Annotated in this window: 18 protein-coding genes; 11 read left to right on the forward strand and 7 right to left on the reverse strand. The window is 68.3% G+C overall.

Features of this window, described 5'->3' with window-relative positions; translation table 11 throughout:
• Nucleotides 1–69: 69 nt before the first annotated feature.
• Nucleotides 70–840, reverse strand: a complete 771-nt coding sequence (locus B7G54_RS35700; RefSeq protein ID WP_244289482.1) for a tetratricopeptide repeat protein — start codon at nt 838–840, stop codon at nt 70–72.
• Between the two features lie 37 nt (nt 841–877).
• On the opposite strand from B7G54_RS35700, the gene B7G54_RS39925 reads away from it, so the two are divergent.
• A complete protein-coding gene (locus B7G54_RS39925; RefSeq protein ID WP_244289483.1) occupies nt 878–1,141 on the forward strand; it encodes a hypothetical protein in 264 nt (87 codons plus the stop codon).
• Here the strand turns inward: B7G54_RS39925 and hutC are convergent.
• The 6 genes from hutC to B7G54_RS35730 form a co-directional block, all read right to left on the reverse strand.
• Complete coding sequence (gene hutC, locus B7G54_RS35705) at nt 1,120–1,875, reverse strand: histidine utilization repressor (RefSeq protein WP_085043383.1); 756 nt, start codon at nt 1,873–1,875, stop codon at nt 1,120–1,122. The genes B7G54_RS39925 and hutC overlap by 22 nt on opposite strands.
• Nucleotides 1,876–1,929: 54 nt before the next feature.
• Nucleotides 1,930–3,423 carry an HAL/PAL/TAL family ammonia-lyase gene (locus B7G54_RS35710; RefSeq protein WP_085043384.1) on the reverse strand — a complete coding sequence of 498 codons (1,494 nt, stop codon included), beginning with the start codon at nt 3,421–3,423 and terminating at the stop codon, nt 1,930–1,932.
• A gap of 7 nt (nt 3,424–3,430) precedes the next feature.
• Complete coding sequence (locus B7G54_RS35715; RefSeq protein WP_085043385.1) at nt 3,431–4,222, reverse strand: ABC transporter ATP-binding protein; 792 nt, start codon at nt 4,220–4,222, stop codon at nt 3,431–3,433.
• A gap of 28 nt (nt 4,223–4,250) precedes the next feature.
• Nucleotides 4,251–4,997 (reverse strand): ABC transporter permease, encoded by a 747-nt coding sequence (locus B7G54_RS35720; RefSeq protein ID WP_085043386.1) that lies wholly within the window; start codon nt 4,995–4,997, stop codon nt 4,251–4,253.
• Nucleotides 4,998–5,009: 12 nt separating this feature from the next.
• Entirely contained in the window at nt 5,010–5,732 is a 723-nt protein-coding gene (locus B7G54_RS35725; protein ID WP_085043387.1) for an ABC transporter permease, read from the reverse strand.
• 92 nt (nt 5,733–5,824) lie between these two features.
• A complete protein-coding gene (locus B7G54_RS35730; protein WP_085043400.1) occupies nt 5,825–6,685 on the reverse strand; it encodes a transporter substrate-binding domain-containing protein in 861 nt (286 codons plus the stop codon).
• Between the two features lie 469 nt (nt 6,686–7,154).
• Here B7G54_RS35730 and B7G54_RS35735 point away from each other — a divergent pair, with 469 nt between their 5' ends.
• From B7G54_RS35735 to B7G54_RS35780, 10 genes are all read left to right on the forward strand, one after another.
• Nucleotides 7,155–8,849 carry a 5-guanidino-2-oxopentanoate decarboxylase gene (locus tag B7G54_RS35735; protein WP_085043388.1) on the forward strand — a complete coding sequence of 565 codons (1,695 nt, stop codon included), beginning with the start codon at nt 7,155–7,157 and terminating at the stop codon, nt 8,847–8,849.
• Nucleotides 8,846–10,318: an aldehyde dehydrogenase family protein gene (locus B7G54_RS35740; RefSeq protein WP_085043389.1), complete on the forward strand. Its 1,473-nt coding sequence runs from the start codon at nt 8,846–8,848 to the stop codon at nt 10,316–10,318. The genes B7G54_RS35735 and B7G54_RS35740 overlap by 4 nt, the downstream gene beginning before the upstream one ends.
• Before the next feature lie 148 nt (nt 10,319–10,466).
• Nucleotides 10,467–11,564 (forward strand): ABC transporter substrate-binding protein, encoded by a 1,098-nt coding sequence (locus B7G54_RS35745; RefSeq protein ID WP_085043390.1) that lies wholly within the window; start codon nt 10,467–10,469, stop codon nt 11,562–11,564.
• Nucleotides 11,565–11,568: 4 nt separating this feature from the next.
• The gene (locus tag B7G54_RS35750) at nt 11,569–12,453 is read left to right on the forward strand and encodes an ABC transporter permease (RefSeq protein ID WP_244289484.1); all 885 of its coding nucleotides are present in this window, start codon (nt 11,569–11,571) and stop codon (nt 12,451–12,453) included.
• On the forward strand, nt 12,450–13,292 hold the full coding sequence (locus tag B7G54_RS35755; RefSeq protein ID WP_085043392.1) for an ABC transporter permease: 843 nt from the start codon (nt 12,450–12,452) through the stop codon (nt 13,290–13,292). Before B7G54_RS35750 ends, B7G54_RS35755 begins: the two co-directional genes overlap by 4 nt.
• 38 nt (nt 13,293–13,330) lie before the next feature.
• The gene (locus B7G54_RS35760) at nt 13,331–14,401 is read left to right on the forward strand and encodes an ABC transporter ATP-binding protein (RefSeq protein WP_085043393.1); all 1,071 of its coding nucleotides are present in this window, start codon (nt 13,331–13,333) and stop codon (nt 14,399–14,401) included.
• Between the two features lie 40 nt (nt 14,402–14,441).
• Nucleotides 14,442–15,266 (forward strand): transporter substrate-binding domain-containing protein, encoded by an 825-nt coding sequence (locus B7G54_RS35765; RefSeq protein WP_085043394.1) that lies wholly within the window; start codon nt 14,442–14,444, stop codon nt 15,264–15,266.
• A gap of 43 nt (nt 15,267–15,309) precedes the next feature.
• Entirely contained in the window at nt 15,310–16,074 is a 765-nt protein-coding gene (locus B7G54_RS35770; protein WP_085043395.1) for an amino acid ABC transporter permease, read from the forward strand.
• Nucleotides 16,071–16,727 (forward strand): amino acid ABC transporter permease, encoded by a 657-nt coding sequence (locus B7G54_RS35775; RefSeq protein ID WP_085043396.1) that lies wholly within the window; start codon nt 16,071–16,073, stop codon nt 16,725–16,727. The genes B7G54_RS35770 and B7G54_RS35775 overlap by 4 nt, the downstream gene beginning before the upstream one ends.
• Nucleotides 16,728–16,765: 38 nt before the next feature.
• A partial coding sequence (locus B7G54_RS35780; RefSeq protein ID WP_133059259.1) for an amino acid ABC transporter ATP-binding protein occupies nt 16,766–17,192 on the forward strand: 427 nt, incomplete at its 3' end.

Consider the following 17,192-nt stretch of genomic DNA (forward strand, 5'->3'; position numbering starts at 1 on the left):
TCCTCGAGCAGCGGCAGTTCGCGAGCGGCACGTGGTCACACGACGCGTCGCCGTACGCCGCAGGTCCATTCATCCTGCGTGCGCGCCCAATGCATCCAGCAGCGCTTTTGCCTCTTGCAGGTCGCTTGTGTCGAAGCCTTCCGTGAAGCACGCGTACACGTCGAACAGCGCCTGCGTGGCTTCCGCGGTCTTGCCCTGCCGCTGCAATAGCCTCGCCAGGTCCGACGCTGCCCGCAGCTCCAGCGCCCTGGCGCCCTGCCGATGCGCCCGCGCGATCGCTCTGTGAAAGCAGTCGACGGCTTCGTCGTCGCATTCAGGCGCCGTGCCGTCCTTGCCGGCCCCGCCAGCCAGATAGATGCCCGCGAGCCGGTACAGCTCGGCCTCGTAGCAATGCTCGCCGGATTGCTCGACGATCGCCCTGGCCTCTTCCAGCATGCCCAGGGCTGCCTTCTCGTCGCCCGCGCGCCAGTAACTGTCGGCGAGCAACGTGAGGGAATAAGGACGCTGGTCTTCGCCGCCGGCTGCCCGCTGTGCGTCGAGGCCCAGGCGCATCTGCGCAATGCCGTCCCGGAGGTTGCCTTGCACGCTCGTCGCCCAGCCTCGCAGCAGCGTCCCCCACGCGAGCCAGTAAGGCAATCCGTGCTCGGTCGATACGGCAATGACCGCTTCCGCGCGCTCGGCAGCAAGCCTCGGCTCCCGCCGCAGCTGATGCAAGTGCGCCGTGTAGGTCAGGCTGAACGCCAGCGATGGCCCGTACGCAAGGTTCCGTGCGAGCGCAAGCGCTTCGACGCTGCGTTTGAGCGCCTGGTTGGGATACCCCTGAATCCACAAAGTCAGCACCAGGGAAACAGAGTGCCCGGATGCCGGGATCCACCCCGTGCGCGAAGACGTGTGCCTGATGCTGCTCCGGATCGTAGAGCGCAAGGGCTTGTTCCATGTGTGTGCGAGCAGCACCGAAATCGCCCTGCAGAAACAGGCACGACCCCAGTGCGCTATGCGCCTCGATGAGGAAGCCTGGATCGTTCACGTCCCGGGCCGTGTCGAGCATCTGCATGCCCAGCTCCGTCGCGAGCGCATACTCGCCGCGCACCACGTGTCGAACGCCGCGCCCTGTCGTCCCTACATCTTCCCCGCCAGATGAAACCGCGACGCCGGATGCCACAGCCTGACCGACGTCGCGACGTGCTCGCCGACCCACGTGCGGCGCCTCAACAACAGACACGGTTCGCCGATCTCCATCACGAGATGCCGGCGCACCTGCGCATTCGGCTTCTCCGCGTAGATCCGGAACTCCGCGTGCTGGATCGGTGCAAGCCGCACCATGTAATGATTCGGCGTCTCGATCGTGAAATCCTGCGCGAGGTAATCGGGAAACAATGCCGGGTTGACGTAGCGATCCTCGAACTGGATCGGCTCGTCCTCCTCGTAATGCACGATGCGCGAATGAAACACGGGCCCCGCACGCAGCCCCAGCGCATCGATCGCTTCCGGCTCGACGCTGCGCTCGATCAGCAACACGCGCGCGCTGTGCCGATGCCCGCGCTCTGCAATCTCGTCGGCGATGTTGCGGATTTCCAGCACCGTCGATTCGTAATGCCGGCGCTCGACGAACGTGCCGGCGCCCTGGATGCGCGTCAGCACGCGCTCGGCGGTCAGCTCGCGCAGCGCACGCGACACCGTCATCCGTGCGACGCCGAACTCCTTGACCAGCTCGGCCTCGGTCGGAATCGCGCCGCCTGGCTTCCAGTCGCCGTTCGCGATCCGCTCGACGACGTAGCGCTTGATCTGCTGGTACGCCGGCAGCGCGCGTGCCGGCACGTCGTCGCCCGATGTGCCCGCCCGACGCGCCGGTGTATATCGTTCCGTTTCGTTCATGCGCCCTCGACCGAATGAAGGTTGGATGCCCCGCTGCCCTCGCGCCACGCGCCGCTACAGCACCGACGGCGGCGCGCCCGCGACGATCCCGGCCGCGATCGCGATGTCGTCGGCAAGCGGCCGGTCGTCGTGATACGCGGGCACGCGTTCGCGCACCTGTCGCCACAGCGCATCGGTCGACGCGGCACGCGCCGCTCCGCTCGCCTGCAAATCGTAGGCCTGCGCGGCGGCCAGCAGCTCGATCGCGAGCACGCGCGTCGTATTCTCGATGATGTCGAGCGCCTTCAGCGCGGCAGGCGTCGCGTGGCACAGATGATCTTCCTGCAGCCCCGACGTGATGCCGCCGTCGAGGCTCGCCGGCGCCGCGAGTCGCTGATTCTGCGCGACGAGCGCGACCGCCGTGTACTGCGCGATCATGAAGCCCGAACAGGTGCCGCCGGGCGCCGCGAGAAACGCCGGCAACCCGCTCACGAGCGGATTGACGAGTCGGTCCAGACGCCGCTCCGCGATGGCCGCCACCTGCGCCATCGCGGCCGCGAGGCTGTCCATCGACAGCGCGATGCCCGCGCCGACCGCATGGGCCTGCGAATGCACGACCGGTGCGTCGCGCGTACCGGCGACGATCGGATTGTCGGTGACGGACGCGAGTTCGCGGTCGACGACTTCCGCCGTCACCGCGAACACGTCGCGCGCCGCGCCGTGCACGTGCGGGATCGTGCGCAGGCTGAGCGGATCCTGCGTATGCCGCCCGCTCGCCGCCGCGAGCATCGGGCTGTCGGCGAGCATCGCCCGCAGGCGTGCGCCGACGTGCCCGATGCCGGGCGAGATCCGCAGCGCGAGCGACGCCGGGTCGAACGCGGCGAGCTGACCGCCGAGATTTTCGAAGCTCGCCGCCGCGATCCAGTCGGCCCAGTCGAGCAGGCGCTCCGCGCGAGCCAGCGCGAGCGCGGCCAGCCCCGTCACGCACGGCGTGCCGTTGACGAGGCTCAGGCCTTCTTTCGCCCCGAGCGCGAGCGGTTCGCGGCCGATGCGGCGCAGTGCGTCGTCGCCGCGCATGCGCTCGCCGCGATGGCGCGCATGACCCTGCCCGATGCACACGAGCGCGACGTGCGCCATGTGGGTCAGGTAGCCGACCGAACCGTGCGCCGGCACCTCCGGCAGGCAATCGTGGTCGAGCAGCGCGACGAGCTGTTCGACGACATCGGCGTGCACGCCCGAATGCCCGTGCGCAAAATTGTTGATCGCGGCCGCGATGATCGCGCGCGTTTCGGCTGCGCCGAGCGGCATGCCGACGCCGACCGCGTGGCTCATCAGGATGTTGCGCGACAGCGTGCTCTGCTGGGCCGGCGACACGATCACGTCGCACAGCGCGCCGACGCCGGTATTGACGCCGTACGCGCGAATCCCGCGCGCGACGATCTCGTCGACGAGCCCGCGCGCCGCGGCGATCCGCCCGCGCGCATCGTCGGTCAACCCCAGCGGTTCGCCGGCCGCGACGGCCGCAATCTGCCGCCAGTCGAGCGGCCGTGCAGAACGGAATACGGTCATGACGTCCTCAGTTCGCGGCGCGGTCGTGATGGCTCGACACGAACTGGCGAAAGCGCTCGGAACACTGGCCGCCGAACAGAGCGTCGGGCGTCCCGTCCGAATCGACCTCGCCCTGATGCAGGAACATCACGCGATTCGACACGTGCCGCGCGAAGCCCATTTCGTGCGTGACGACCAGCATGGTGCGCCCTTCCTCCGCGAGCGAGCGCATCACGCGCAGCACTTCGCCGACCAGCTCCGGATCGAGCGCCGACGTCGGTTCGTCGAACAGCATCACCTTCGGATGCATCGCGAGCGCCCGCGCGATCGCGACGCGCTGCTGCTGGCCGCCCGACAGGTGCGCCGGATAGTAGCCGCGCTTGTCCGCGAGGCCGACACGCGCGAGCAGCGCCTCGGCTTCCTCGACCGCTTCCGCGCGGCTGCGCTTGAGCACGCGCAGCGGCCCTTCGACGAGATTGTCGAGCACGGTCATGTGCGACCACAGGTTGAAGTTCTGGAACACCATGCCGAGCTGCGAGCGGATGCGATCGACCTGCCGCCGGTCGCCCGGCTGCAGCCTGCCGTCGCGTGCGCGCTTCATCTTCAGCTCCTCGCCGGCAAGCGCGACGGAACCGTCGTCGGGCGTCTCGAGCAGGTTCAGGCAGCGCAGGAAGGTGCTCTTGCCCGAGCCGCTCGCGCCGAGGATCGAGATGACGTCGCCTTCGTGCGCGTCGAGCGAGATGCCCTTCAGCACGTGGTGATCGCCGAACGACTTGTGGATGTTCTTGACCGACAGCGCAACGGGAGCAGCGGTGTTCATCGGATTCTCCGGAAAAGGACGGGGGCGCTCAGGGCGCAACGCGCCGGGGATTGCGGGTCGCCGCGGCGGGTGCACCGGATGGCTTCGGCGCACGCAGGTGGCCCGACAGCCGCCATTCGAGCGCGCCGAGCAGGCGCACGACGATGAAGTTCAGGCCCAGGTAGATGAGGGCCGCGCACACGAACACCTCGGTCGTGCGGTAGGTCTGCTGGATGATCTGCTGCGCGACGCCCGTCACTTCCCACACGGTCACGAGGCTGGCGAGCGCGGTCGACTTCACGAGCAGCACGGCTTCGGTCGAATACGCGGGCAGGCACTGGCGCAATGCGATCGGGCCGATCACGCGGCGCAGCAGCGCGAAGCCCGACAGGCCGATCGAATAACCGGCCTCGATCTGCCCGACCGGTACGGCCATCAGCCCGCCACGCAAGATCTCGGCCGTGTAGCCTGCCGTGCACAGCGCGAGCGACAGCACCGCGCACACATACGGCTCGCGCAGCAGCGGCCATACGAAGCTTTCGCGGATCACGCCGAACTGGCCGAGCCCGTAATACACGAGGAACATCTGGATCAGCAGCGGCGAGCCGCGAAACACCAGGATGTAAGCCCGCGCGAAGCGGTTCGGCAGCCAGTGCGGCGACACGCGCATCGTGACGATCACGAGCGACAGCAGGCCGCCGAGCACGAGCGACGCGAAGAACAGGCCCAGCGTGGTCGGTACGGCCGCGAGCAGCTGGCGCAGCGTGTCGAGGAGGAAGTCGAAATCGAATGACATGCGTGCTCTCCGTCAGTTGCGCGCGAAATTGCGGCGGAACGAGCGGCCGACAATCGCTTCGGCCCGGTTGAACACGCGGTTCGACAGGCCCGTCATGACCAGGTAGAGCGCGCCGCCCGCGACGAAGAACACGAAGTACTGGTGCGTCGAGTTCGCGGCGATCTGGCTCGTGCGCAGCAACTCGGCGAGCCCCGTGACCGAGATCAGCGCCGAATCCTTCAGGCTCAGTTGCCATACGTTGCCGATGCCGGGCAGCGCGAAACGCAGCACCTGCGGGATCAGGATGCGGCGCAGGACCATGCTGCGCGGCATGCCGATCGAGCGTGCCGCTTCGAGCTCGCCCTTCGATACCGCGAGCACCGCCGCGCGATACACCTCGGCCTGGTAGGCGCCCGAGATCATCCCGACGGCGAGTGCGCCGATCACGAACGGCGGCACGCCGATGAAGCCTTCCGCGCCGAACCACTGGCCGACGGCCGTGACGAGCGTCGAGCCGCCGAAGTAGAACAGGTAGATGACGAGCAGTTCGGGCACGCCGCGAAACACCGTCGTGTACAGGTCGCCGAGCAGGCGGGCGCTGCGGTGGCGCGACAGCTTCGCCGCCGCGATTGCCGCGCCGATCACGGCGCCGACCGCGAGCGCGGCGAGCGTCAGCGCGACCGTCATCAGTGCGGCGACCAACAGCACGCCGCCCCAGCCCTCGGTTCCGAAGCCGAGCATTTCAAGAATCGCCATGCGTGCCTCCCGGCAAGCGTTGAATGAATCCGCAGGATGCGTGCCGCCGCGCGTTGCGCGAGCCGCTTACGCGGCGGCAGCCGGCTATGCGCTTACGGCGTGACGTCGGTCTTGAACCACTTGTCGGCGAGCTTCTTCACGGTGCCGTCCGCGAGCGCGGCACCGATCGCCGTGTCGAACTTCGTCTTCAGGTCGGCATCCTGCTTGCGGAACGCGAGCCCTTCGCCCGGGCCCCAGATCGGGCCGCCGAGCTTCGGGCCGGCGAGCACGATCGACGCGTTGTCCTTCTTCGCGTTGTTCGCCGCGTAGTACGTGACGTCGTCGAACGACGCATCGATGCGGCCCGCGACGAGGTCGAGATCGCGCTCCGGCGAGGTCTTGTACACGCGGATCGACGCGATGTCCTTGAAGCTGTCGTTGATGAACTTCGTATAGACGGTGCCCGACTGGATCCCGATCGTCTTGCCCTTCAGCTGCTTGCGCAGGGTGTCGACGGTGGGCTTGTCGGCATTCGCGTCGCCGGTCAGCTTGACGATCGGCGCGCCGGGTGCCGCCTTCGGCAGGATCTTGGTATCGGTGACGGCGAAGGTCGCCGGCGTGGCCGCGTACGGGCGCGAGAACAGCAGGATCTTCTCGCGCTCCGGCGTGATCGAGATCGCATCCATCAGGATATCGAACTTGCCGGCCTGGAGACCCGGGATCATGCCGTCCCAGTCCTGCGCGACCATGTTGCATTGCACCTTGATGCGTTCGCACACGTTGGCGAGCAGCTCCGGCTCGAAGCCGCCGAGCTTGCCGCCCGGCAGCGTGAGGTTCCACGGCGCGTAGCCGCCTTCGAGCGCGACCGTCACCGTCTTCCATTCCTTTGCCTGCACCGGTGCGGCGAGCGTTGCCGCCGCAGCCGCGATGACGCCGATCGTCCTGATTGCCCAGTTGATGCGCTTGCCGTTCACGAGATTTCTCCTTGCGTTGAAGTTCGCCATCCCTTCGGTGCAGCAAGCCGCCTCAGGAATTTGTCTATACAAGCATGCAAGAAGAAAAACAGTGAGACAAGCAGCGATCAAAAAAAACCGCGGAAACGCGGGAAATCCCCTAATTTCAGGCTTCCGGCGTGCGTCGTCGAGGGGAATTCCGGCACGGATTTGGTGCAATCCGGCCGGTTCAATCGCAAGGATGACTAGACAAATTTTGAATACGACCACTGGGGTCGGTCACTCGGCGCGCGAAGGCGCGCATGTCGAACCGCCTTGCACGAAGACCGGCGGCCGCGTCGCCGCGCATCGACGCCGCCATGCACGGCGCGCATGCCGCGCATGAAAACTAATCGATTGTTGGCCCCCCGGATCGACGCCGACAATCCGCGTCATGCCCCCTCGTTTGCGGTACGGGCCACTCACCCACCCAATCGGCACACCTCGATCCATGAACCATCCCGCCACCGTCTCCTCCATCGCCGGGGCCCGCAAGGCCGCGGCGGCCCCCTGCCAGGCCCGCCCCCGCACCTGCGGCGAAGCGCTCGTCGACCTCCTCGAACGCCACGGTGTCGAATGCGTGTTCGGCATTCCCGGCGTGCATACCGTCGAGCTCTATCGCGGCCTCGCCGCATCGTCGATCCGCCATGTGACGCCGCGCCACGAACAGGGCGCCGGCTTCATGGCCGACGGCTATGCGCGCGTCACGGGCCGGCCGGGCGTCTGCTTCATCATCACCGGGCCGGGGATGACCAATATCGCGACCGCGATGGCACAGGCCTATGCGGACTCGATCCCGATGCTGGTGATCTCGAGCGTCAACGCGCGACGCGAGCTCGGCAGCGGCGACGGCCGCCTGCACGAGCTGCCGTCGCAGCGCGACGTATTCGCGGGACTCACCGCGTTCTCGCACACGCTGCTCGACGCGGCCGACCTGCCGCAGGTTCTCGCGCGTGCATTCGCGATCTTCGCCAGCGCGCGGCCGCGGCCCGTGCATATCGAGATTCCGCTCGACGTGATCGTGATGCCGGCGCCCCCGCTGCCCGACACCCCGCCCGCACCGCCTGCGCGCCCCGCGCCGGATGCGAACGCGCTCGCGGCGGCCGCCGACCTGCTCGCGCACGCGCGCCGGCCGCTGATCCTGGCGGGCGGCGGCGCCATCCATGCAGCCGCGGAATTGCGCGAACTCGCCGAACGCCTGCACGCGCCTGTCGCGCTGACGATCAACGCGAAGGGGCTGCTGCCGGCCGGCCACCCGTTGCTCATCGGCTCGACCCAGTCGTTGCCGGCCACCCGTGCGGCGATCCGCGAAGCCGACGTGGTGCTCGCCGTCGGCACCGAGCTGGGCGAGACCGATTACGACGTCACGTTCGACGGCGGCTTCGCGATCGACGGCCGGCTGATCCGCATCGACATCGACGCGCAACAGCTGATGCGCAACGCCCGCGCCGAGATCGCCATCGCCGGGGATGCGCGGCTGGCGCTCGGTGCGTTGTCGACCCGCCTGCACGAAACGCCGGCACCGACACCCGACGCCGGCTGGGGTGCGCTGCGGGTGGCCGCCGTGCGCGCCGCGATCGCAGCCGGCCATGACGGCGCCGCGCGCTCGCAGGCACTGCTGATCGATACGATCGTCGCAACGCTGCCCGGTGCGGTCATTGCCGGCGATTCGACGAGCCCCGTCTACGTCGGCAATTTCACCCACGATGCGCCGGCACCCCGCAGCTGGTTCAACTCGTCGACCGGCTACGGCACGCTCGGCTACGGGCTGCCCGCCGCGATCGGTGCCAAGCTCGCCGCGCCCGCGCGCCCGGTCGTGTGCCTGATCGGCGACGGCGGCCTGCAGTTCACGTTGCCGGAGCTCGCGAGCGCGGTCGAGGCCCGCCTGCCGGTGATCGTGATCGTCTGGAACAACCGCGGCTACGGCGAGATTCGCAAATACATGGTTGCGCGCGACATCACGCCGATCGGTGTCGATCCGTACACACCCGATTTCCAGGCGCTCGCACGCGGCTTCGGCTGTGCGGCGCACGCGGCCGCGACACCCGGCGCGCTGGCGGCCGCGCTGCGCGACGCCGCGGCGCGCGCGATTCCGACCGTGATCGAGATCGACGAGGCAACCTGGTTCGGTCAGGTGCAGCGATGAGCACGACACCCGATCCCGCCTTCGATCCGCCGCTGCACACGCGCCACTTCATCGACGGCACGTGGCGCGCAAGCGTCGACGGCGCGACGCTGCCCGTCGTCGATCCGTCGACGGAAGCCGTGCTCGCCAACGTCAGTGCAGGCGGCGCGGCAGACATCGAGCGCGCCGTGCAAGCCGCGTCGCACGCGTTTGCCGCCTGGAAGCGCACGACGGGCGCCACGCGCGCGGCCCTGCTCCGGGCGATCGCGCGCGGCGTCGACGCACGTCGCACGCGGCTCGCCACACTGCAGTCGCTCAACAACGGCAAGCCGTTTGCCGAAGCCGAGATCGACGTCGCAGACGTGATCGCCACCTTCGACTACTACGCGAGCCTCGCGGATCGTCTCGACACGGACGGCGAAACCGAGATCGCGCTGCCCGGCGGCGACCATCGCGCGTGGCTCCGGCGCGAACCGGCCGGCGTCGCCGCGCTGATCGTGCCGTGGAATTTCCCGATGGTGACGACCGCGTGGAAGCTCGCGCCCGCACTCGCGGCCGGCTGCACCGTCGTGCTGAAGCCGTCCGAGATCACGCCGCTGCCCGAGCTCGAACTCGCCGCGATCACTGCCGAAGCGGGCCTGCCGCCCGGTGTGCTGAACGTCGTGACCGGCACCGGCCACGACGTCGGCGCCCGAATGTGCGCGCACCCGCTCGTCGCGAAGGTGTCGTTTACCGGCAGCACCGCAGTCGGTGCGCAGGTCATGAAGACGGCCGCGGACACGATCAAGGGCGTCGGCCTCGAACTCGGCGGCAAGTCGTCGATCGTCGTGTTCGACGACGCCGACCTCGATCAGGCCGTCGAGCTCGTCGCGGGCGGCGGCCTGTTCAACGCCGGCCAGATGTGTTCGGCAACCTCGCGCGTGCTCGTCGCCGCGCCGCTTGCCGACGACCTGATCGCGCGCCTCGCGCGGCGAATCGACGCGACCGTCGTCGGTCCGCCGTTCGCCCCCGGCGTGCAGATGGGCCCGCTGACGAATCGCGTGCAATACGAACGCGTGAAGCACCACATCGCGCAAGGCGAGGCCGACGGCGCGCGGCTCGTGACGGGCGGCAACGCGCTCGACGGCCCCGGCTACTTCATCCGCCCCACGCTGTTCGCCGACGTGCCGGCCGACAGCGCGCTATGGTGTGAAGAAATATTCGGACCGGTGCTGTGCGTCCGCGCATTCGACACCGAGGACGATGCGATCGCGGCCGCCAACGATACCGAGTACGGGCTCGTCGCAACCGTCGTCACGCGCGACGCGGCACGCGCCAAGCGGGTTGCCGCCGCGCTCGAGGCGGGCGTCGTGTGGATCAACACGCCGCAGCTGATCTATCCGCAAACCTCATGGGGCGGCTACAAGCGCAGCAGCATCGGACGCGAGCTCGGCCCGTTCGGGCTCGCCGCCTTCCAGGAGATCAAACAGGTCATGATGCCGGCCGGCTGACGCCGCCGCCCCATGCGTTTATGTCATGCCGCGCATGCGGATATTTCGTTTGTTGCGGAAATTTGACCTCCCTACAGTTCATCCACACCCCGCGCCGCCGTTCGGCGCCGGCATCGGACCACACGGCATCGTTCATCAGGAGACGGCCATGCAACACTTCAAGGCGGGCAGAAGGCAGGTGATCAAGACCCTCGGCACGGCGCTCGCTGCATCCGCCCTTCCGATGCCATTCATCAGTACTGCGAAGGCACAGTCGAGCAGCTTCGCGGGCAAGACGCTGCGCCTGCTCACGTGGTCCGACGATACCGGCGCGGCCGCGCTGCGCAACATCGCGGAAAGCTTCAGCAAGCAGACCGGCGCACGCGTGATCGCCGATCGCGCGGACGGCACGTCGGGGATGGTCGCGAAGGTCAAGGCCGCAGGCGAGCGGCCGACCTACGACGTCATCACGCTCGCCGGCGTCGGCGCGGCCGGCCTCGCGGACGCGGGCCTGCTCGCGAAGCCGGACCTGAACCGGCTGCCGAACCTGAAGGACGTCGCGCCGCAATACCGCACCGGCGCGAACGGCTTCGGCATCGGCTACCTGCTGTGGTCGGACGGGCTGATCTACAACACGGCGACCGTGAAGAGCGCACCGTCGAGCTACGAGGCCCTGTGGGATCCGAAGTATGCGGGCCGCCTGTTCCTGCCGCCGCCCGAGTGGGCCGAAGCGGTCGATCTCGCGATCATCGCGGCGAAGCTGGCCGGCGGTTCGCAGCAGAACATCGATCCGGGATTCAGGAAGCTCGCGCAGTTGAAGGAGCGCGTGATGACCCTCGGCGAGAACCCCAACCAGATCGCCGACCTGTTCCGCACGGGCTCGCTCGACATCGGCGGCATCTATTCGCCCGCGTTCTTCCCCGACCAGATCCGCAAGCCCGACTACAAGATGGGCGTGACGTACGGGATGAAGGAAGGCTTCGCGACGCAGCTGATGTTCACCGTGATTCCGAAGGCGCACCCGGGCGACCTCGACCTGATCCACGCGTTCATCAATCATTCGCTCGATGCGGGCGTACAGGGCCGGATGGCGGCCGACGTCCTGAACGGCCCCGTGAACGGCAAGGCCGTGATTCCCGCGGCAAGCCGCGCGTTCGTGCCGTCGCCGCAGCAGATCGCGGAGAAGGCCGTGCTGCATGACGACAAGGCGCTCGCAGCCGTCCAGCCGGCATGGATCAAGCGCTACACCGGCCTCTTCTCGGCGTAACGACATGGCCTCCCTGTCCTCCCCCCACGACGCAGGGCCGGCCGTCGCCGGCGTGCCGCCCTGGCTGCTGCTCGCGCCGATCCTCGCGTTCCTCGCGGTGCTCGCCGCCGCGACGCTTACGGTGCTGCGAATGAGCGTCGGCGTGTCGGGCGACGAATGGCGGACCTTCACGCTGCAGAACTACGTCGACCTCGCGGATCCGTACTTCATGCATTCGCTGTGGCTCACGCTGCGCCTCGCGTTCCAGAGCATGGTGTGTGCGGTGCTGCTCGCGATCCCGGTGGCGCTCGCGATGGCGCGAACCGAATCGCGGCTCGCGCGCCGGCTGCTGCTCGCCGGCGTCCTGTTGCCGCTGCTCGTGAACCTGCTGCTGCAAGGCTATGGCTGGCTCGTGATGCTCGGCCCGGCCGGGCTGCTCAACCGCGCGCTGCTGGCTACCGGCGTGATCGAGCGGCCACTGCAGTTGCTGTACCGCGAGCACGGCGTGCTGCTCGGACTGATCCAGACCGCGTTCCCGCTCGCCGTGCTGCCGCTGTCGAGCGCGCTGCGCGCAGTGTCCCGCGCGTACGACGAAGCTGCCGCAACGCTCGGCGCGAGCCGATGGCAGACGCTGCGGCACGTGACGTTGCCGCTCGCGATGCCCGGCCTCGTCTCCGGCGCGCTGCTCGTGTTCGCGTACAACGCCAGCGCGTTCGCGGTGCCGCTGCTGCTCGGCGGCCGGCGCGTGCCGATGCTCGCGGTGCTCGTGCACGACCAGGTCGCACCGCTGCTCAACTGGCCCGCCGCCTCGGCATCCGGCGTCGTGCTGATGGGCGCGACACTCGTCGTGATGGCGGTTTCGCAGCGCCTCGTGCGCACCCTGCAACGTGCCGACGAGGTGAACCGATGAATGCCCTGCTCCTGCGCGCACCCATGCCCAGCCGCCTCGGGCGTGTGACCGGCGCGCTCGCGACGCTCGTGCTGTTCGCCGCCGCACTGCCGATCGTGACGATGATCACGATGTCGTTCGGCGCGTCGGGCACGCTCGAATTCCCGCCGCGCGAATTCAGCCTGCACTGGTATCGCGCGGCTTGGCAGACGTTCGTGTCGTCCGATGCGGGCAGCGCGCAATCGATGGGTGCCGCGCTGACGACGAGCCTCGTCGTCGCGGTCGCGACGATGCTGATCGCGACCGCCGTGTCGGTACCCGCGGCTTACGCGCTGTCCCGCTGCCGCTTCCGCGGCAAGACGCTCGTCGAGCAGCTCGTCGCGTTGCCGATCGTCTATCCGCTCGTGATGCTCGGCCTCGCGCTGCTGATCGTGTTCAACGCGCTGCCGGTCGAACTCGGCATCGTGCGGCTCGTCGTCGCACACGTGATCCTGACGCTGCCGTTCACGGTGAAGAATTGCGCGGCCTCGGTCGCGTCGATCGGCCCCGACTTCGAGGAAGCCGCGTGCGTGATGGGCGCGAGCCCGCGCCGCGCGCTCGTCGACGTCGTGCTGCCGCTGATGCGGCCCGGCATCCTCGCCGGCATGCTGTTCGCGTTCATCGTGTCGTTCAACGAATTCACGGTGACGTTCTTCCTGTACAGCATCGACACGATGACCCTGCCGGTCTGGCTCTACAGCCGCACCGTTTCGTCGCTCGACCCGACCGTGTTCTGCTTCGCCGTATTCACGGTCGCGATCGACTTCGCACTGATCTGGATGCTCGAAAAACTCGTCGGCGACAAGGGTGTCGCGCTCTGACGCGCGCCGCCTCGCCCTCGCCCGTGCAAGGAACCCTCATGAACCAGCTCATCCTCCAGAACGTGACGAAGCGCTTCCATCACGCGTATGCAGTCGATCACGTCGACCTGTCGGTACCGGACGGCAAGCTCGTCTGCTTTCTCGGCCCGTCCGGCTGCGGCAAGACCACGCTGATGCGCATCATCGCCGGCCTCGAAACGCCGACCTCCGGCACGCTGACGTTCGCGGGCCGCGACCTCACGCACGTGCCCGCCAACCGGCGCGACTTCGGCATGGTGTTCCAGTCGCTCGCGCTGTTTCCGCACATGACGGTCGCGCAGAACATCGCGTATCCGCTGCGGCTGCGCAAGATGGACAAGGCCGCGCAGGCACGACGCGTGGCCGAGCTGCTGGAGCTGATCCAGTTGCCGCACATGGCCGACCGGCTCGTCACGCAACTGTCGGGCGGGCAGCGCCAGCGCGTCGCGATTGCGCGCGCGATCGCGTCGTCGCCGCGCCTGCTGCTGCTCGACGAGCCGTTGTCGGCACTCGACGCGAAGCTGCGCGAGGCGATGCAGGTCGAGATCCGGCTGCTCCAGCAACGGCTCGGCATCACGACGATCATGGTCACGCACGACCAGCGCGAAGCGATGACGATGGCCGACGAGATCGTCGTGATGGAAAAAGGCCGGATCCAGCAGGTCGGCCGGCCGCTCGACATCTATCGCGACCCGGTCAACGAATTCGTCGCCGACTTCATCGGCCTCGGCAACATCCTGCCGGTCGCGTGCGACGGCGACGACGCGATCGTCCTGCCGGGCGGGCAGCGTCTCGCGATCCGGCGTGCGCCGGACACGCCGCGCGCGACCGCCGCCGTGCGCCTGCTGATTCGTCCCGAGGACATCTGCGTGCGGGCGGGCCAGCCGGCTGCGGCGCCGAATACGCTGGCCGGCACGATCACGTTCGTGCGCGACGTCGGCGCGTCGATCGAAGCGACGATCGACTGCCGGGGCTTCACGCTGACGGCCGCGACGACACCGCGCGAGACGCCCGACCTCCACATCGGCATGCCGGTACTCGCGGAACTGCCCGCCCATGCCTGCAAGCTCATCGCCGCCCGCGGCGCCTGATCTCTGTTCCTTTCTCCAGCGCAGCAACGAGGATCTCACCATGAACGCAACGTCCCACGCCACCCGCCACGTGCAGCGCCTGCTCGCCCGTACCGTCCTCCTCTGCGCCTGCGCCGGCACCGCGGCCCTTGCCGCGTTCGCGCCGCCCGCGCATGCCGATGCACTCGACACGATTGCGAAATCGGGCGTCGTGCGCATCGGCGTGTTCGAGGACTACCCGCCGTTCGGCTCGATCGGCCCCGACATGAAGCCGCAAGGCTACGACATCGACATGGCGAACCTGATCGGCCGGGCGCTCAACGCGAAAGTCGAGCTCGTGCAGGTCACCGGCGACAACCGGATGGCCTATCTCGCCGACCGCAAGGCCGACATGCTGCTGTCGGTCGGACAGACGCCGGAGCGCGCAAAGGTGATCGACTTCTCGAACGCGTATGCGCCGTACTACCTCGCGGTGTTCGGCCCGAAGTCGCTCGCCGTGAAGGGCAACGCCGATCTCGCCGGCAAGTCGGTCGCGGTCGCGCGCGGCACGCTCGAGGACCTGAGCGTCAGCAAGATTGCGCCGCCGAGTGCGACGATCAAGCGCTTCGACGATCCAAACGGCGCGATCGCGGCGTTCCTGTCGGGACAGGCGCAATTGCTCGTGGTCGGCAACGACGTCGGCGCGACGATCATCGCCCGCCATCCGTCGATCGATCCGGAGCAGAAGTTCTCGCTGTTCAGCTCGCCCGATCACGTCGGGCTGAACAAGAACGAGCCGCGCCTGATGCAGAAGGTCAACGACGCAATCGCCGGCGCAAAGAAGAGCGGCACGCTGAATACGCTGTCGCAGAAGTGGCTGCACGCGGCACTGCCGGCCGACCTGTGATGCGCACCGCGCCCGCCCCGCACTCACGACGAAAGGCATCGCGATGACCTACGTGTTCGACTTCAGCGGCTTCGGCCTCTACGCCGGCATGCTCGCGCGCGGCATCGGCGTGACGCTCGGCCTCACCGCGGCCGCCACCGTGCTGGGCGGCCTGATCGGCACGGCCGGCGCGTGGCTCGCGCTCGCCGGCCCGCGCTGGGCGCGCGCGCTCGTCGCGGCTTACGTCGAGCTGATCCGCAATACGCCGTTCCTGGTCCAGCTGTTCTTCATCTTCTTCGGGCTGCCCGCGATCGGCGTGCACATCGACGAAGCCCAGGCGGCCGTGCTGGCGATGACGGTCAACCTCGGCGCGTACGCGGTCGAGATCCTGCGCGCCGGCATCGAATCGGTGCCGCACGGGCAAGTGCAGGCGGCGCGCGCGCTCGGGCTGCACGGCCGGCAGGTATTCGGTCACGTCGTGCTGCCGCAGGCGCTCGCGAACGTGTACCCCGCGCTGCTCGGGCAGGTGCTGATCGTGATGCTCGGTTCGGCCGTCGTGTCGCAGATCTCGGTGCCCGACCTGACCTACGCGGCGAACTTCATCCAGTCGCGCAATTTCCGTGCGTTCGAGATCTACATCGTCGTGACCGCGATCTACCTGCTGCTGTCGATCGCGCTGCGCATGCTGCTCAATCGCGTCGGCCGGCGGCTGTTCTCCGGCCGCACGCCGCACGGCGCGGCCGCCGCACCGCGGCGCACCTGCGTTGCCCGCCTCGCGTGGCGCGTCCGTTCCCCTGAAGCCGGCCTTTCAACGGAGCGTGCACGATGATCGAATTCACCTTCCAGGATATTGCGTGGAACCTGCTGCTCGCCGCGCGCTGGACCGTGCTGCTGTCGCTGATCACGTTCATCGGCGGCAGCGTCGCCGGGTTCGCGCTGCTGGCGATGCGGATCTCGGCGTCGGCAGCGCTGCGCCGCTTCGTGATCCTGTACGTCGAACTGTTCCAGGGCACGCCGTTGCTGATGCAGCTGTTCCTTGGCTTCTTCGGATTGCCGCTCGTCGGCATCGACGTGACGCCATGGGTCGCCGCGTCGGTCGTGCTGACGCTGAACGCAAGCGCCTATCTGGCCGACATCTGGCGCGGCTGCGTCGACGCGGTACCGCGCGGCCAGTGGAACGCGGCGGCCAGCCTCGGCATGACGTGGGCCCAGCAATTGCGCTACGTGGTGTGGCCGCAGGCGTGGAAGATCGCGCTGCCGCCGACCGTCGGCTTCCTCGTGCAGGCGGTGAAAAGCACCGCGCTGACGTCGATCATCGGGCTGACCGAGCTGACCAAGACGGGCAACATCATCACCAACGCGGTCTTCAAGCCGTTTCCGATCTACGCGCTGGTCGCGCTGCTCTACTTCGCGATGTGCTTCCCGCTGACGTGGTATGCCCGCGTGCTCGAACGCCGCTATCGCGTCGCGAAGGCACGCTGAACCGGCACCGTGCGCCTCATTACGATCCAGGACCCTCCATGATTTCCATCAGCAACGTTTCGAAATGGTACGGGCAGTTTCAGGTCCTCGCCGACTGCACGACCGAGGTCAGGAAAGGCGAAGTGGTCGTCGTGTGCGGCCCGTCGGGCTCGGGCAAGTCGACGCTGATCAAGACCGTGAACGGCCTCGAGCCGTTCCAGCAGGGCGAGATCCTCGTGAACGGCCAGTCGCTCGGCGACAGGAAGACGAACCTGTCGAAGCTGCGCTCGAAGGTCGGGATGGTGTTCCAGCATTTCGAGCTGTTCCCGCACCTGTCGATCACCGAGAACCTGACGCTCGCGCAGGTCAAGGTGCTCGGCCGCGGCAAGGACGAGGCGAACGACAAGGGCATGAAGCTGCTCGATCGCGTCGGCCTGAAGGCGCATGCGCACAAGTTCCCGGGCCAGTTGTCGGGCGGCCAGCTGC

The sequence above is a fragment of the Burkholderia puraquae genome (assembly GCF_002099195.1).
In the GTDB taxonomy this organism is placed as follows: domain Bacteria; phylum Pseudomonadota; class Gammaproteobacteria; order Burkholderiales; family Burkholderiaceae; genus Burkholderia; species Burkholderia puraquae.

Excerpts from the sequence above, each read along its gene's own strand:
- hutC (WP_085043383.1), bottom strand. The coding sequence starts at position 1,875 with ATGAACGAAACGGAACGATATACACCGGCGCGTCGGGCGGGCACATCG.
- B7G54_RS35710 (WP_085043384.1), bottom strand. The coding sequence starts at position 3,423 with ATGACCGTATTCCGTTCTGCACGGCCGCTCGACTGGCGGCAGATTGCG.
- B7G54_RS35715 (WP_085043385.1), bottom strand. The coding sequence starts at position 4,222 with ATGAACACCGCTGCTCCCGTTGCGCTGTCGGTCAAGAACATCCACAAG.
- B7G54_RS35720 (WP_085043386.1), bottom strand. The coding sequence starts at position 4,997 with ATGTCATTCGATTTCGACTTCCTCCTCGACACGCTGCGCCAGCTGCTC.
- B7G54_RS35725 (WP_085043387.1), bottom strand. The coding sequence starts at position 5,732 with ATGGCGATTCTTGAAATGCTCGGCTTCGGAACCGAGGGCTGGGGCGGC.
- B7G54_RS35735 (WP_085043388.1), top strand. The coding sequence starts at position 7,155 with ATGAACCATCCCGCCACCGTCTCCTCCATCGCCGGGGCCCGCAAGGCC.
- B7G54_RS35740 (WP_085043389.1), top strand. The coding sequence starts at position 8,846 with ATGAGCACGACACCCGATCCCGCCTTCGATCCGCCGCTGCACACGCGC.
- B7G54_RS35745 (WP_085043390.1), top strand. The coding sequence starts at position 10,467 with ATGCAACACTTCAAGGCGGGCAGAAGGCAGGTGATCAAGACCCTCGGC.
- B7G54_RS35750 (WP_244289484.1), top strand. The coding sequence starts at position 11,569 with ATGGCCTCCCTGTCCTCCCCCCACGACGCAGGGCCGGCCGTCGCCGGC.
- B7G54_RS35755 (WP_085043392.1), top strand. The coding sequence starts at position 12,450 with ATGAATGCCCTGCTCCTGCGCGCACCCATGCCCAGCCGCCTCGGGCGT.
- B7G54_RS35760 (WP_085043393.1), top strand. The coding sequence starts at position 13,331 with ATGAACCAGCTCATCCTCCAGAACGTGACGAAGCGCTTCCATCACGCG.
- B7G54_RS35765 (WP_085043394.1), top strand. The coding sequence starts at position 14,442 with ATGAACGCAACGTCCCACGCCACCCGCCACGTGCAGCGCCTGCTCGCC.
- B7G54_RS35770 (WP_085043395.1), top strand. The coding sequence starts at position 15,310 with ATGACCTACGTGTTCGACTTCAGCGGCTTCGGCCTCTACGCCGGCATG.
- B7G54_RS35775 (WP_085043396.1), top strand. The coding sequence starts at position 16,071 with ATGATCGAATTCACCTTCCAGGATATTGCGTGGAACCTGCTGCTCGCC.